The sequence below is a fragment of the Sphingomonas sp. HMP6 genome (assembly GCF_013374095.1).
Taxonomy (GTDB): Bacteria; Pseudomonadota; Alphaproteobacteria; order Sphingomonadales; family Sphingomonadaceae; genus Sphingomonas.
On the sequence record NZ_AP022672.1, the window covers coordinates 1,852,545 to 1,866,787 of the forward strand.

Genomic DNA, 14,243 nt, shown 5'->3' on the forward strand with positions numbered 1-14,243 from the left:
TCCTGCGGCACGTGCTCATCGGACGGACAACGCCTTGGCCCGTTCCGCCAGCCGCGCGACGGCGGCGGCATGGATCGCGGGCGTGGTCGCGAGTACGCCGAATGCCTGAGCGCTGGCCGTGTTGAAGCTAAGCTGAACGCCGTGCGCATCGGTCACGGTCGCGCCCGCCTCGGCCGCGATCAGCGCGGCGGCGGCGATATCCCATTCATTGCCCCAACGCAGCGTCGCGACCATGTCCGCCTCGTCAGCGGCGACCATCGCGATGCGAAGCGCGATCGAATTGGGCTTGGCGACGGCGACCAGATCGCTGTCCTTGGGCAAAGCGTCGATCGGCACGCGCGCGCCGGCCAGGTCGCGTCGGCTGCCGACCTGCACCGACACGCCGTTGCGCAGCGCCCCCTGCCCGACCGCGGCGGACCAGATTTCCCCACGCGCGGGCGCATCGAGCACGCCGATCGTGACTCGGCCCGCCTCGGCCAGCGCGATCGAGATCGCCCAGCCATCGCGCCCGCGAATAAAATCCCGCGTGCCGTCAATCGGATCGACCACCCAGACCTGGCCGCACGTCAGGCGATCGGCGGTGTCGATGGTTTCCTCAGATAGCCAGCCGGCATCGGGCAGCAAGGCGGACAGCCGCGCGCGGATCAGCGTGTTGACGTCGAGATCGACCTGAGAAACCGGATCGCCCGGGCTCTTTTCCCAGCGGTGAAAGTCGGTGCGCCAGTGCGACAGAGCAAGCGCGCCGGCCTCGGCGGCGACCGCCGCGACCGCCTTAGCGAGGCCGGCTTCAGCCACTCGCCACCGTCATCCCCTCGATCCGGAGCGTCGGCACGTTGGTGCCGAAACGGAATTCGAGGTCGTTGGCCGGCGTCAGATTGCGGTACATGTCCTTCAAATTGCCCGCGATCGTGAATTCCGCGACCGGCCCGGTGAGCACGCCCTTCTCGATCCGAAAACCCGCCGCACCCCGGCTGTAATCACCGGTCACGCCGTTGACGCCCATGCCGATCAGCTCGGTGACGAACACGCCGTCAACAATGTCCTCGATCAGCGTGGCGACCGGCATCTTGCCCGCCGCCATGTGCATGTTGCTGGTGGACACGCCCGGCCCGCCCCCGACGCCGCGCGCGGCGTGGCCGGTCGGCTCTAGCCCCAATTGCCGGGCCGAGGCGCTGTCGAGCAGCCACGACTCCAGCATACCGTCGGCGATGATCGTACTCGGCGAGACCGGCAGCCCTTCGCCATCGAACGGTCGCGAGCGCAGCCCGTGCGGGCGGTGCGGATCGTCGAGCACGGTGACGCCGCGGGCGAAGACTTGCGTGCCGAGCGCGTCGAGCAGGAAGCTGGTCTTGCGCGTGATCGACGATCCGGAAATCGCGCCGATCAAATGACCGAGCAGGCTGGAGCCGATGCGCGGATCGAACACAACGGTCATCGGCCCGCTGGCGAGGCGACCGGGATTGACGCGCGCGACGACGCGGTCGCCGGCGCGGGCGCCGATCACGGCGGCTGGCTCCAGCGCGTGGCGATGGCGGGCCGAGGTATAGGCGTAATCGCGCACCATCGCGCCGCCCTCCCCCGCCAGCACGCTAGCGGACAGACCGTAGCCGGTTGCGGCATAAGCGGCGGCGAAGCCGTGGCTGGTGGCGAGCGCCCAGATCGAGCGCGAGGCGCTGGCCGATCCGCCCTCGCTATTGGTGACACCGACAACGGCGCGGGCGGCGTCTTCCGCCTCCAGCGCGGCATCGCGCAGCGATTCGGGCGAGGCGCCGTCGCCGCCGCCGGCCAGATCATCAAGATCGAGCAACGGGGGCGCGCCGTGCATCAGCCGGTTGGCGGGCGCGAGACCGGCCCAGACATCCTCGGGCGCTTCGCGGGCCATCGCGACGGCGCGATCAACCAGAGCGGCGAGTGAATCGGAGGACAGATCGGAGGTCGACACACTCGCCGAGCGCTGCCCCACGAAGACGCGCAAGCCGAGATCGGCGCTTTCCGACCGACCGACATCCTCCAGCGCGCCCAGCCGCACCGAGATATCGAGCGACATGTCGGCGGCATAGACCGCATCGGCGGCATCGGCACCGGCCGCCGTGGCGCGGGAAACGATATCGGCGGCGCGCTCACGGGCTTGATCGGGGTTCAGCATGTTTGCGACTTAGGTTGGAGGGGGCGACGGTGCAACCGCGCTTCAATAGGGCCACGGCGTGCCGACGACGGCGCAAGCCAGAAACACCAGCAGCCCGGCGAAGCGGTTCGCGCGAAAGCGGTGCAGCGCGCCAGCCCCGTCGGCAGGATCGAGCGTCGCGACTTGCCAGGCGAAGTGCAGTGCGACCGGCAGCAGCGCGACCAACGCGAGCCAATCGGGCCGCAGCACCCAAATCGCGCCCGCCCACAACGCCAGAGCGCCTACATAGAACAGGCCTACGCCAAGCCGCACGCGGCTGCCCATCCGCAGCGCCGAGGAGCGCACGCCGATCAACGCATCGTCTTCACGGTCCTGCAAGGCATAGATCGTGTCGTAGCCGACCACCCAGCAAATCGACCCGGCGTAGAGCAGCAGGCCGGGCAGCGTGAGCGCGCCCATCACGTCGCTCCACCCGACCAAAGCTGCCCAGGAGAAGACCAGGCCAAGCCAGATTTGCGGCCACCAGGTGATGCGTTTCATGAACGGATAGGCGGCGACCGGCGCGAGGCTGAGCAGCGCCACGACGGCGGCATAGACATGGAGTTGCAGCAGCACGACCAGCCCAAGCAGGCACAGGATCACCAGCCACGCCCAAGCCGCCTTGAGCGACACCGCGCCACTCGCCAGCGGCCGGGCGGCGGTGCGCGCGACCTTGCGATCGAGATCGCGGTCGACGATGTCGTTATAGACGCACCCCGCCCCGCGCATCGCGATGCTGCCGAGCAGCAACCACAGGATCAGATCGAAGTGCGCGACCGCGCCGCCCGCCAGCGCGACGCCCCATGCGCCGGGCCAAAACAACAGCCACCACCCGATCGGCCGGTCTAGCCGCGCGAGCAAGGCGAACGGGCGCGCAGGCGTCGGAAGCAAGCGGACGAAGCCGCTATGCTGGGTATCCGGGGTGAGATCGGTCGCGGTCATGGTTCCGCTCCATGCACCAGCGCGCGAGCCGGAGACAGTCCCTACCGTCGCGATCGCTCGACATCGAGCGGCACCACGGCGATAGCGGAGTGCCGATGTGCGGGCAGAGTCAGCAAAGGCGGGCAGCGTGGTTCATCTCTCCGTCGCGATCGGACGGTTCTTCGAGGCGTTGCTGTGGGCGCTGGCGCGCGGCGTCGGGGTGATGGCGGCGTGGGCTTTGCTGGTGGTTGTGGTTTTAGGGGTTATCGTGGCGGTGGTGCGCAGGGTTTGGCGGCGGCGGTGATACTGCCGCTGTGCTCCTGCGCAGGCAGGAGCCCTGGATATAAGGGTCGGCTCCTGCAACCCTGAGCTCCTGCCTTCGCAGGAGCACAACGGGGAACCGCCTGCCCGCCGATTTGCCATGCCGCCCACCCCTGCCCTACAGCCACCCCATGCCCGCAACCCCCGCCTGGCCCCCGCAATCGACCCCGCGCCTGTTCGTGGAGGCACCTCTGTCGGTCGGCCCGCTACGGATCGAAGGGCCGCAAGCGCATTACCTCGTCGCCGTGATGCGGATGAAGGCGGGTGATCCGGTCAAGCTGTTCGACGGCACCTCCGGCGAATGGCTCGGGGTGGCGGCGAGCGTCGGCAAGCGCGACCTGATGCTCGACGTGACCGAGCAACTTCGCGAACCCGAGACGGTGCCCGATCTGTGGCTCTGCGCCGCGCCGATCAAGAAGGGGCGGATCGACTGGGTCGCCGAGAAAGCGTGCGAGCTGGGCGTGGCGCGGCTGGTGCCGGTGCTGACGCGGCGGACGGTGGTCGATCGGCTGAATGGCGAGCGGCTGCGCGCGCACATGATCGAGGCGGCGGAGCAATGTGGGCGGACCGCCGTGCCCGCGCTTGCCGATCCGGTGAAATTGGTGGCGCTGCTGCGCGATTGGCCCGTCGGGCGCACCTTGTTCTTCGCCGATGAGAATGGTGGCGTGCCTGCATTCGACGCGATGAAAGACGGCGGCGACAGTGCGGCAATCCTGATTGGACCCGAGGGTGGCTTCGATGCGGACGAGCGCGCGGCGATTCGCGGCCTTCCGGGTGCGATCGGCATCGCGCTCGGGCCGCGCATCCTGCGTGCCGATACGGCGGCGGCAGCGGCCGTGGCGATCTGGATGGCAGCAAGAGGCGATTGGTAGCGAATCGAAACGCGCTGGCGGGGCGCGCGCTGCGGCGCTAAAGCGCGCAAATGACGACACACCTCGACTCCGTGAAGACATCCCCGCCGATCGAATCGCACGATCAGCTCGTCGCCAGCTTCGCGGGCGGGGAAAAGCCGCCGGAGCGCTGGCGGATCGGCACCGAGCATGAGAAGTTCGTCTATGCCGACAGCGACCATCACGCGCCGAGCTACACCGAAAAGGGCGGCATTCGCGATCTGCTCGATGCATTGACCGAATTCGGCTGGGTGCCCGTGACGGAGAAGGGCCCCGACGGCACGCCGAACGTCATCGCGATGAACGGGCCGGACGGATCGATCAGCCTGGAACCCGCCGGGCAGTTCGAGCTGTCGGGTGCGCCGCTCGAAAATTTGCACCAGACCTGCGCCGAGACCGGGCGACATCTGGAACAAGTGAAGGCGATCGGCGATCGCTTCGGGATCGGCTTCCTCGGCCTCGGCATGTGGCCCGACAAGACGCGCGCCGAATTGCCGATCATGCCCAAGGGCCGCTACGCGATCATGCTACGCCACATGCCGCGCGTGGGCAGCATGGGGCTAGACATGATGCTGCGCACCTGTACCATTCAGGTTAATCTGGATTACCAGTCCGAAGCCGATATGGTGCAGAAGTTCCGCGTCGGCCTCGCGCTACAGCCGCTGGCGACCGCGCTGTTCGCCAATTCGCCCTTCACCGAGGGTAAGCCCAACGGGATGCTGTCGTATCGCAGCCATATCTGGTCGGACACCGATCCGGCGCGGACCGGGATGTTGCCGTTCGTGTTCGAGGATGGCTTTGGGTATGAGCGGTACGCCGACTATGCCCTCGATGTGCCGATGTACTTCGTCTACCGCGACGGCAAATATATCGATGCTGCCGGGCTTTCGTTCCGTGATTTCCTCAAGGGCGACTTGTCGGTCCTGCCGGGTGAAAAACCGACGCTGAACGATTGGAACGACCACCTCTCGACCGCCTTTCCCGAAGTGCGGCTGAAGACGTTCCTCGAGATGCGCGGGGCCGATGGCGGGCCGTGGGGGCGGATCTGCGCGCTGCCGGCGCTGTGGGTCGGGCTGCTGTACGACCAGGGTGCGCTCGATGCGGCGTGGGATGTGGTCAAGGGCTGGACGATGGAGGAGCGCGAGGCGCTGCGGTCATCGGTGCCGAAGCTGGGATTGGACGCGCCGATCGCGGGCGGGCGACGCTTGCGCGATATTGCGGGCGAAGTGGTCGATATCGCCAGCGCCGGACTTTCAGCGCGTAACCGCCAGGATGCGAGCGGCAGCAACGAAACCGGCTTCCTCGATCCGCTGCGCGAGATCGTGCGCAGCGGCAAGGTTCCGGCGCAAGTGCTGCTCGACAAATATCATGGCGTGTGGGGCGGCGACGTTTCGAAAGTGTATGACGAGCTGCGGTTCTAACGACTGCGGCGCGCCAAGGCATGCACTTCGGCCCGGGTCAGGAGTGCGTCGAGGTCCGCGCGGCTGATATCGAAGCTTTCGTGCATCTCCTCCAGCGCCGCATCGATATCGGCCAGGTGCAGGCCGGTTGGATCCGACATGGCAATCCGCGCGGGCCGATGCGGGTAAGAGTGCCTGGTCGCCCGATGGAACAGAATACCGAGCGCCACTAGCGCGAGCGAGTTAAGGCCCACAGGCACGAAAGCGAAGCTCCATCCGGCGGCGTGAACGGCATTGCCCCCGATGACGACGGTCAACGCCGCAGCACCGCCCGGCGGATGGAGGCAGCGCAGGAGGGACATGATCAGGATCGCGCCACCGACCGCCAACCCGGCTGCTGCGGCGCCGCTCGGCCCGTACCGCACGACGGCGACCCCGACCAGCGCCGATACGATATTGCCGCCGATGACTGGCCAGGGCTGAGCAAGCGGGCTGGCGGGCACGGCGAAGACCAGCACGGCCGATGCCCCGATCGGTGCGACGATGATCGGCAGTTCTACCGGCACGATACCAAGCGCGCTGCACAGCAGGACGGTGAGCGCGACGCAGGCGAGCGAGCCGACGCAAGCGACAAGCCGATCGGGCAGATGCGCGCCGGCGACAATGGGATGGAACAGCTTCACACCTGAGGCTCTAACAGCTTGTCCGGCCCGAAGAAACGTGACGGCGGCGAGCCGGCGAGGCGTTACTTCCTGCCCGCAACCCAAGCGAAGAAGCGCGGCACCGGGCCGTTGCGGGCCATCCATTCGCTATATTCCCGATACGCCGGGTCCATCCCCAGATGGCGTTCCTCGGTCCGCGCGCGCCAGTAATAAATGCCGCTGACCACCCCCATCAGGATCGTGGCACGCGCTCCATCGACCATCGATCCCGTCGTCAGCACCGGGATCGTGGCGATCCACCAGAACAGATTCTTCGACAGATAGGCCGGGTGGCGTGAAAAGGCGTAGGGGCCATGGGTCAATATGCCGCGGTGCGTCAGGTTGGAGAAGCGGAAGCCGAACGCGACCGTCGCCCAGGCGTAGATCGCGGTCAGGCCGACCAGCACGGCGCCAATGGGTATCAGAACCGCCGGATGCCCTGCGAACCAGATCGACCAGCCATCCGACCCGTAATTGCCAGTGTGATAATCGAGCGGGCCGTTATCGGCCATCAGTGTGAACGGCGGGTAGCAGATCAGCGCCGCCATCCACGATGCGGCGAACGGATTGGCGCTGCGGATGTGCGAGTCGAGCGGGCGGAAGGTGAGGATGTAGCCGACGGTTGCGAACGCACAGTCGATCACGAACATGAAGCCGATCAGCCAATTGGCGAGCGCGACCGGATTGTGCAGCACATCCGACAGATTACCGCGCACGAAATTGCCGAACCCGCCGGGCACGACGGCGAGCATGAAGGCGAGGAAAAAGGCTTTCACCCCCCAGCTGCGCAAATGGTTGTAGATCGCCTCCCGGTCTATCTCTTCCTTCAGCCCCATCAGCCATGCGCCGAGCGCCCAGGCGCCGTCCTTCGGCTGTACCAGGCGGCGGTCAAGCCAGAGCACGTAGGGGATCGAGCCGAGGAACAGGACCGGCGCGGCGGTGCCGAAGCACCACATCGCGAACGGGAAACCGCCCCATTGGTTGCTCCAATAGAATCGCCCGGTGAAATAGATCAGCGCGATCCCGGCCCAGGTGAGCCACAGGCCGGCAAGCTTGGTCAGCGAAATGTCGAGCGTCTCGCGCCATGGCTTGGGTGCGGACCAGTCGATCCCGGTCGAGGGGCTCTGCTGCACCTTGTCGACGAAGATCGACCACAGCACCATCGGCACGCCGCATGCGACGATATTGGTCAGCGCCGCGAACGGACCGTCCATGCCGTAATGACGGGCAACCGCGACCCACAGGAACAGGCCCGCCAATCCCGCCAGCCCGCAGCCGGTGCTGACGGCGGATTTCGGGCGGGGATCGGCAGCCTTGGCCGCACGCGCGAGGGCGGTATCGTGGAACATGGCCGCATGGGTAGCGCGGGAGTGGTTAGCGGCGGGTAAAGGTTCCCCTTCGTCACCCCTTTCCCTCCACCCCGGCGAACGCCGGGGCCCAGTTGCGACCGGCTGGTTTTTTCCAGGCCGCCGCTCCGACTGCACCTGTTGCGCTACTGGGCCCCGGCGTTCGCCGGGGTGGTTCAGCCTAAGCGGCTCGGTCGCGCCTCGCCTACCCCCGCAGCATCTTGATGATGCCCGAAAAGTCCAATCCCCCCTGCCCCGCGTCGGCGAAGCGCTGGTAAAGCTCCGCAGCCTTCGCGCCCATCGGCGTGTCGGCGCCGGTGTCGGCGGCAGCGGCAGCGGCGAGTTTAAGGTCTTTCAACATCAACATGGTCGCAAAGCCGCCCTGATAATCATGGTCGGCGGGCGTATCGGGGCCGACGCCGGGGACCGGGCAATAGCTCGTCATCGACCAGCTTTGCCCTGAGGCGACGCTGGAAATGTCGTAGAAGGTCTGCGCGTCGAGTCCGAGTTTTTCGGCGAGCAGGAACGCCTCGCACGTCGCCACCATCGTCGCGCCGAGCAGCATGTTGTTGGCGATCTTCGCGGCCTGCCCGGTGCCGTTGGCACCCGCGTGGATCACCGCTCTGCCCATATCCGACAGGATTCGCTCGGCGCGCTCGAACGCCGCGTCGCTGCCGCCGACCATGAAGGTGAGCGTGCCGGCATTGGCAGCGCCGATCCCGCCCGAGACGGGGGCGTCGACGGCGGTCGCGCCGTGCGTGTGTGCGCTTTCGGCGACGCGTTTGGCGGTGGCGACGTCGATGGTGGAGCAATCGATCAGGAGCGTTGCGGGGGCGAGCGTGGGGAGCAGATCGGCATAGACCGCCTCGACATGGGTGCCGGCGGGCAGCATCGTGACGATCGCCTCGGCGCCGTCGGCGGCCTCGGTCGCGGACGCGGCGGGCAGGCACCCGGCGGCCTTGGCGCGGGCGAGCGCCTCGGGCGAGAGGTCGAAAGCACGGACATCATGCCCCGCCTTCGCCAAATTCGCGGCCATGCCGCCGCCCATGTTGCCGAGGCCGATAAAGGCGATGCGTGTCATGTTTCTTCTCCGAACCGTCATCCCAGCGAAGGCTGGGATCTTTGCGAGCGGTGTACGCCCTTCGCCGAGACCCCGGCCCTCGCTGGGGTGACGCGTTTCTAGGTTACTTCCCCGTCCACACCCCTTGGCGCTTCTCGACGAAGGCGCTCATCCCCTCGCTCTGATCTTCGGTACCGAACAGCGCGTGGAACAGCCGCCGTTCGAACTGCACGCCCATGCTCAGCCCCGTTTCGAACGCGGCGTTGACCATTTCCTTGTTGGCCTTCACCGCAAGCGGGGCCATCGACGCGATCGTCGCGGCAGTCTTGACCGCATCCTCGACCAGATCGGCGGCAGGGATCACGCGACTGACGAGGCCAGCACGCTCGGCCTCGGCGGCATCCATCATGCGACCCGTCAGGCACATTTCCATCGCCTTGGCCTTGCCGACCGCGCGCGTAAGGCGCTGCGACCCGCCCATGCCGGGGGAGACGGCGAGCTTGATCTCGGGCTGGCCGAACTTGGCGGAGTCGGCAGCGAGGATGAAATCGCACATCATGGCGAGCTCGCACCCGCCGCCCAGCGCATAGCCCGCGACCGCCGCGATGATGGGTTTGCGCGTCGCGGTGAAGCGATCCCACCCAGCGAAGAAATCATGGCCGTACATGTCGGCAAAGCCCTGCGCCTGCATCTCCTTGATGTCGGCGCCCGCCGCGAAGGCCTTTTCGCTGCCGGTGATGACCGCGCAGCCTTGGCCCGGATCGGCATCGAACGCCGCCATTGCCGCGAGCAGATCGGCGAGGATCTGACTGTTGAGCGCGTTCAGCGCCTGCGGGCGATTGAGCGTGACGAGCGTCACGGCGCCGCGCTGTTCGATGAGGAGGGTTTCGTAGGTCATGCAGGCGTCCATTCGTCTGATGGGGGGAGCGGCGCGAAAATCTGGTCGAGCACGTGCGGCGTCACGTCCTCGGGCGTCGCGGGGTTCCAGATCGGGGCATTGTCCTTGTCGACGATCACCGCGCGGACGCCCTCCAGAAAGTCGTGGCGCTGCACGACTCGGCTGCCGATTGCATATTCCTGGCGCATTTCGTCCTCGAACGTTGCCATCGTCGCGCCTTCGTGGAGGAGACGGAGCGAGACTTTCATCGTTTGTGGCGATTTGGTCTTGAGCGTGGCGAGCTGCTGCGTGGCCCATTCGCCGCCATCGGCTTCCAGTGCCGCGTAAATATCTTCCAGTTCGTCCGAGGCGAAGAGACGGTCGATATCCCCGCGTTGTTCCACGATACGGGCAAGCGGCGCGCCGACGCCGAACGCCTTGATCGCGGCGTGCAGATCAGCCTGCCCGCCCGCCGCCAACGCCGCCTTCACCTCGTCCAGCCGATCGCTCGGCACGTAATGCGTGGCGAGGCCAAGCGCGAGGCAATCCGCCCCATCGGCGCGATATCCGGTCAGCGCCATGAACTGCCCGACCCGCCCCGGCAGCCGCGACAGATACCAGCCGCCGCCGACATCGGGGAACAAGCCGATGCCGGTCTCAGGCATGGCGAGCTTGGTGTGCTCGGTCGCGATGCGGAAATTGCAGGGGCACGCTAGACCGACCCCGCCGCCCATCGTGATGCCGTCCATGAACGCGATCGTCGGCTTGGCGTAGGTGAACAGCGCGTGGTTCATGCGATATTCGGTTTGGAAGAATTCGCGCGCCTCGGCCCCGTCCTTCGCGCCGGATTCCGCGAGCATCCGGATATCGCCGCCAGCGCAGAAGCCACGGCCTTCGGCGTGATCTATTACCACCGCCTCAACGGCAGGGTCGGTGCGCCATGCGGTCAGCGCGTCGAGGATCGCTTCGCACATCGGGGTGGTGAGCGCGTGGAGCGCCTTGGGCCGGTTGAGCCGGATGCGGCCGATTTTGCCCTCGACGAAGGTGAGGACGTCACTCATGCCGCCACCCCCGTCACCCCGGCCTTGTGCCGGGGTCCACCGCGCCACAAGCCGCCGGTCAAGTTTAGGAGTGGACCCCGGCACAAGGCCGGGGTGACGAAAGGGGTAAAGCGCGCGCTCACTGCCGCGTCAGCTCCCGCCCGACGATCATCCGCATGATCTGGTTGGTGCCCTCCAGGATCGAATGCACGCGCAAATCGCGCCAGAAACGTTCGATCGGATAGTCCATCAGATAGCCATAGCCGCCATGCAATTGCAGCGCGCGATCCGCCACCGCAGAGCCGGTGTCGGTCGAGAGCCGCTTCGCCATTGCCGCGAACTTGGTCTTATCGGGCGCGTTGGCGGTGACCTTCGCCGCCGCCATGTAGAGCAGCGCGCGCGCCGCTTCGAGATCAGTCGCCATATCGGCGAGCATGAACTGCGTATTCTGGAGATCGGCGATCGCCGTGCCGAACTGCTTGCGGTCGCGGGTGTAGCCGATCGCTTCATCGAGACAGCGCTGCGCCCCGCCGAGCGAGCAGGCACCGATGTTGAGCCTGCCGCCGTCGAGGCCCATCATCGCGATGCGGAAGCCCTCGCCCTCACCGCCCACCATGTTTTCGGCAGGCACGCGCACGCCGTCGAGGATCACCTGCCGGGTCGGCTGCGAATGCCAGCCGAGCTTGCGCTCGTTCGCGCCGAAGCTGACGCCGGGCATGTCCTTTTCGATCACTAGGCAGGACACGCCCTTGGGGCCATCCTCGCCGGTGCGCACCATCGTGACGTAGAGGTCGTTCTCGCCCGCGCCAGAGATGAACTGCTTCGTCCCGGTGACGATCCAGTCGTTGCCGTCCTTGACCGCCTTGGTTTTCAACGCGGCGGCGTCGGAGCCGGAACCCGGCTCGGTCAGGCAATAACTGGCGATGCGGTCCATCGTGACGAGCGAGGGCAAATACTTGTCCTTCACCGTCTGGCTGCCGAAGCGGTCGATCATCCACGCCGCCATATTGTGGATGCTGATGAAGGCGCTGGTCGAGGGACAGCCATACGCCATCGCCTCCATGATCAGCGCCGCCTCAAGCCGCCCGAGCGCGATGCCGCCCGATTCCTCCGACACATAGATCGCCGCGAAGCCGAGTTCCGCCGCCGCCTTGATCGTGTCGCGCGGGAAGATGTGTTTTTCGTCCCATTCCGCGGCGTGCGGGGTGATCCGGTCGGCGGTGAATTTGCGGGCGAGATCCTGGATTTCGCGCTGGTCGGGAGTGAGGTCGAACTGGGTCTGGTCAAGCTGGCTCATGCAGCGCGGTCTATCGCGCTTGGGCGGCGATTCCTACCCCGTGCAGCGCTCTAGCGCGCGGCAATCGCGCTGGTTGGAGCTTGCAGCACACGCTCGGCAAACAGGCGGTTGGCGCGCGCGATGTCATTGCGTTCGTAATACAACGGGCCGGGGAGTCGGCGCTGCCACGCCAGCGCTTCGAGCAAGGTGCCGTTGGCGCTGTCGAAATCGCCTTTCTGGTCATAGATCGGATCGGCATAGGCTTCATCCGCGGTCACGATCGTCCAGCCGTCACGCCTTAGCGCCGCAATCAGATCGCCGATGTAGCGCGCGGCGATGTCGGTTTCGTGGAGCAGCATGACGTGCGGCACCTGTCGCCCCGCGACGCGACGCAGGAGTGCGTCAGAGAAATCGGCCGATTGCACCATCGTTTCCACGTACAGATCGCGCAACGCAGCATCATCGATCGGCTTGCCCGCTTGTTTCGCGGCGATCGTCTGCCCCTCGATGTTCCAGTCCGAGCCATCGACCGTAACCCAGGCAATCTGAAGCCCGCGCGCGGAGAGGCCGTCGAGCACCGCGCGGCGCTTGCGCGCATCGCGCCCGCCCTGGTTGAGGCCGGGAAAACGGAACCACGGGCGATAGGTGCTGCGCCCCTTCAGCACCGCCTCCGCCTTGTCGATATCGGCGAGGAACGCGTGCGCCGACATGCCGCGTACGTCGCGATGCGCCCAGCTATGGTCGGCGATCACATGCCCGGCGGCGGCATAAGCGGCGAGCCGCGCGGCACCGTTACCGTCTTTACCGATTCGGCCGGGATTGGCGAAGAACGCCGCTTGCGTCACGCCGCTGTCGCGCAGAGCGGCGATCAGCCGGGCGGTGCGTTCGCTGGTGGTGTAGAAGGCGCCGGGACCGCGCGGGACATCGTCGAAGGTCAGCGCGATGCGCTTGGCCGTGGCTACCGGCTCCGCAACCAGCGCAGCGGCGGGGGCGACCGCCCCCGGTTCGACCGCCGCCGCCAGCGACAAAGCGACCAGCACCAGCCCGGCGACGAACATCATCTGGCGCAGTGGTGTCATCGGGCGGGGCTCATAGGGTTAATTCTGCCCTAACCCTACCGCTCGCGCAAAGCCTTATGGTCAGGCGTGCGCGCGAAATCGGGACAGTCGCGGCGTTACCCCACAACCCCAGCCCGACACTTCATCAGCGGTTGAATCCGCGTACCGAAATTCTCCACGCCTGCGACGAAATCGTCGAAGGTCAGCAACACGCCGCCGGTATTGGGCACTTCCGCCATCTCATCGAGCATCCGCGCGACACTTTCATACGACCCGACCAGCGTCCCCATGTTGATGTTGACCGCCCCCTCGGGCGCGGCGAGCTGGCGGACGTTGGTGTCCGTGTTCACGGTGTCCTTCGCGCCCTGATCGGCGAGCCACGCGATCGCCTCGACATCGACGCCGTCATTGTACGATTTCCACTTGGCCATCGCTTCTTCATCGGTCTCGGCGGCGATGATCATGATCAGCACGAAGATCGACACGGCGCGCCCGGTCTTGGCGGTCGCGGCGGCAAGGCGGGTGTTGTTCGAGGCGAACGCCGTCGGGGTGTTGACCCCCTTGCCCAGGCAAAAGGCGTAATCCGCCCATTTCGCGGAGAAAGCGAGACCCTCGTCCGAGGACCCGGCGCAGATGATCTTCATGTCGCCTTCGGGTTTGGGCCGGACGCGGCAATCCTCCATCTGATAGTAATCGCCCTTGAAGTCGCTGACCCCCTCGGCCCACAGCTCACGCAGGATGTGCGCATATTCGTCGAGCATCTTGTAGCGGTTGCGGAAATGCTCGTCGCCCGGCCAAACTCCCATTTGGGTATATTCGGGCGGTTGCCAGCCAGTGATGAGGTTGAGGCCGAAGCGCCCGTGGCTGATCGAATCGATCGTGTTGCACATCCGCGCGGCAAAGGCTGGCGGGATGACGAGCGTCGGGCACGTCGCGAAGATCTTGATCTTGTCAGTGACCGCGGCGAGGCCCGCCATCAGCGTGAAGCTCTCCAGGCCATATTCCCAGAATTCGGTCTTGCCGCCGAAGCCGCGCAGCTTGATCATCGACAGCAGGAAATCGAGACCGTGCTTTTCCGCCGATTGCGCAATCGTTTTGTTGAGATCGAAGCTTGGCATGTATTGCGGCGCGTTTTCGCTGATCAGCCAGCCATTGTTGTTGATGGGGACGAAGACGCCGACTTGCATGG

General features: G+C 66.4%; 14 protein-coding genes. 3 read left to right on the forward strand and 11 right to left on the reverse strand.

Annotation, left to right across the window (positions count from 1 at the left end; all coding sequences use genetic code 11):
- Positions 1 to 15 precede the first annotated feature (15 nt).
- The 3 genes from HMP06_RS09205 to ubiA are packed head-to-tail and all read right to left on the reverse strand — an operon-like array spanning position 16 to position 3,106.
- Positions 16 to 795, reverse strand: a complete 780-nt coding sequence (locus HMP06_RS09205; protein WP_176496825.1) for a 3'(2'),5'-bisphosphate nucleotidase CysQ — start codon at positions 793 to 795, stop codon at positions 16 to 18.
- Complete coding sequence (locus HMP06_RS09210; RefSeq protein ID WP_176496826.1) at positions 788 to 2,146, reverse strand: TldD/PmbA family protein; 1,359 nt, start codon at positions 2,144 to 2,146, stop codon at positions 788 to 790. The genes HMP06_RS09205 and HMP06_RS09210 overlap by 8 nt, the downstream gene beginning before the upstream one ends.
- A gap of 42 nt (positions 2,147 to 2,188) precedes the next feature.
- Positions 2,189 to 3,106: a 4-hydroxybenzoate octaprenyltransferase gene (ubiA, locus tag HMP06_RS09215; RefSeq protein ID WP_176496827.1), complete on the reverse strand. Its 918-nt coding sequence runs from the start codon at positions 3,104 to 3,106 to the stop codon at positions 2,189 to 2,191.
- 127 nt (positions 3,107 to 3,233) lie between these two features.
- Here ubiA and HMP06_RS09220 point away from each other — a divergent pair, with 127 nt between their 5' ends.
- The 3 genes from HMP06_RS09220 (at position 3,234) to HMP06_RS09230 (ending at position 5,717) form a co-directional block, all read left to right on the forward strand.
- Entirely contained in the window at positions 3,234 to 3,389 is a 156-nt protein-coding gene (locus HMP06_RS09220) for a hypothetical protein (RefSeq protein ID WP_176496828.1), read from the forward strand.
- Between the two features lie 148 nt (positions 3,390 to 3,537).
- Entirely contained in the window at positions 3,538 to 4,278 is a 741-nt protein-coding gene (locus tag HMP06_RS09225; protein WP_176496829.1) for a 16S rRNA (uracil(1498)-N(3))-methyltransferase, read from the forward strand.
- Positions 4,279 to 4,328: 50 nt separating this feature from the next.
- The gene (locus HMP06_RS09230; RefSeq protein WP_176496830.1) at positions 4,329 to 5,717 is read left to right on the forward strand and encodes a glutamate--cysteine ligase; all 1,389 of its coding nucleotides are present in this window, start codon (positions 4,329 to 4,331) and stop codon (positions 5,715 to 5,717) included.
- Here the strand turns inward: HMP06_RS09230 and HMP06_RS09235 are convergent.
- The 8 genes from HMP06_RS09235 to rutA all read right to left on the reverse strand — a co-directional run bounded on the left by HMP06_RS09235 (position 5,714) and on the right by rutA (position 14,241).
- On the reverse strand, positions 5,714 to 6,379 hold the full coding sequence (locus tag HMP06_RS09235) for an HPP family protein (protein ID WP_176496831.1): 666 nt from the start codon (positions 6,377 to 6,379) through the stop codon (positions 5,714 to 5,716). The two genes, HMP06_RS09230 and HMP06_RS09235, sit on opposite strands and share 4 nt — an antisense overlap.
- A gap of 62 nt (positions 6,380 to 6,441) precedes the next feature.
- The gene (locus HMP06_RS09240; RefSeq protein WP_176496832.1) at positions 6,442 to 7,746 is read right to left on the reverse strand and encodes a methyltransferase family protein; all 1,305 of its coding nucleotides are present in this window, start codon (positions 7,744 to 7,746) and stop codon (positions 6,442 to 6,444) included.
- A gap of 202 nt (positions 7,747 to 7,948) precedes the next feature.
- Positions 7,949 to 8,824, reverse strand: a complete 876-nt coding sequence (gene mmsB / locus HMP06_RS09245) for a 3-hydroxyisobutyrate dehydrogenase (RefSeq protein ID WP_176496833.1) — start codon at positions 8,822 to 8,824, stop codon at positions 7,949 to 7,951.
- Between the two features lie 103 nt (positions 8,825 to 8,927).
- Positions 8,928 to 9,701, reverse strand: coding sequence for an enoyl-CoA hydratase (locus tag HMP06_RS09250; RefSeq protein WP_176496834.1), 774 nt, complete (start codon positions 9,699 to 9,701; stop codon positions 8,928 to 8,930).
- Positions 9,698 to 10,741 carry an enoyl-CoA hydratase/isomerase family protein gene (locus tag HMP06_RS09255; RefSeq protein WP_176496835.1) on the reverse strand — a complete coding sequence of 348 codons (1,044 nt, stop codon included), beginning with the start codon at positions 10,739 to 10,741 and terminating at the stop codon, positions 9,698 to 9,700. Before HMP06_RS09255 ends, HMP06_RS09250 begins: the two co-directional genes overlap by 4 nt.
- A 118-nt stretch (positions 10,742 to 10,859) precedes the next feature.
- Positions 10,860 to 12,017 (reverse strand): acyl-CoA dehydrogenase family protein, encoded by a 1,158-nt coding sequence (locus tag HMP06_RS09260; RefSeq protein WP_176496836.1) that lies wholly within the window; start codon positions 12,015 to 12,017, stop codon positions 10,860 to 10,862.
- Positions 12,018 to 12,067: 50 nt separating this feature from the next.
- Positions 12,068 to 13,075: a polysaccharide deacetylase family protein gene (locus HMP06_RS09265; RefSeq protein WP_176496837.1), complete on the reverse strand. Its 1,008-nt coding sequence runs from the start codon at positions 13,073 to 13,075 to the stop codon at positions 12,068 to 12,070.
- Between the two features lie 95 nt (positions 13,076 to 13,170).
- Positions 13,171 to 14,241, reverse strand: coding sequence for a pyrimidine utilization protein A (rutA, locus tag HMP06_RS09270; protein ID WP_176496838.1), 1,071 nt, complete (start codon positions 14,239 to 14,241; stop codon positions 13,171 to 13,173).
- Positions 14,242 to 14,243: the final 2 nt, after the last annotated feature.

Coding starts and splice junctions, on each gene's coding strand:
- HMP06_RS09210 (WP_176496826.1), bottom strand. CDS start 2,146: ATGCTGAACCCCGATCAAGCCCGTGAGCGCGCCGCCGATATCGTTTCC.
- ubiA (WP_176496827.1), bottom strand. CDS start 3,106: ATGACCGCGACCGATCTCACCCCGGATACCCAGCATAGCGGCTTCGTC.
- HMP06_RS09225 (WP_176496829.1), top strand. CDS start 3,538: ATGCCCGCAACCCCCGCCTGGCCCCCGCAATCGACCCCGCGCCTGTTC.
- HMP06_RS09230 (WP_176496830.1), top strand. CDS start 4,329: ATGACGACACACCTCGACTCCGTGAAGACATCCCCGCCGATCGAATCG.
- HMP06_RS09240 (WP_176496832.1), bottom strand. CDS start 7,746: ATGTTCCACGATACCGCCCTCGCGCGTGCGGCCAAGGCTGCCGATCCC.
- mmsB (WP_176496833.1), bottom strand. CDS start 8,824: ATGACACGCATCGCCTTTATCGGCCTCGGCAACATGGGCGGCGGCATG.
- HMP06_RS09250 (WP_176496834.1), bottom strand. CDS start 9,701: ATGACCTACGAAACCCTCCTCATCGAACAGCGCGGCGCCGTGACGCTC.
- HMP06_RS09255 (WP_176496835.1), bottom strand. CDS start 10,741: ATGAGTGACGTCCTCACCTTCGTCGAGGGCAAAATCGGCCGCATCCGG.
- HMP06_RS09260 (WP_176496836.1), bottom strand. CDS start 12,017: ATGAGCCAGCTTGACCAGACCCAGTTCGACCTCACTCCCGACCAGCGC.
- HMP06_RS09265 (WP_176496837.1), bottom strand. CDS start 13,075: ATGACACCACTGCGCCAGATGATGTTCGTCGCCGGGCTGGTGCTGGTC.
- rutA (WP_176496838.1), bottom strand. CDS start 14,241: ATGCAAGTCGGCGTCTTCGTCCCCATCAACAACAATGGCTGGCTGATC.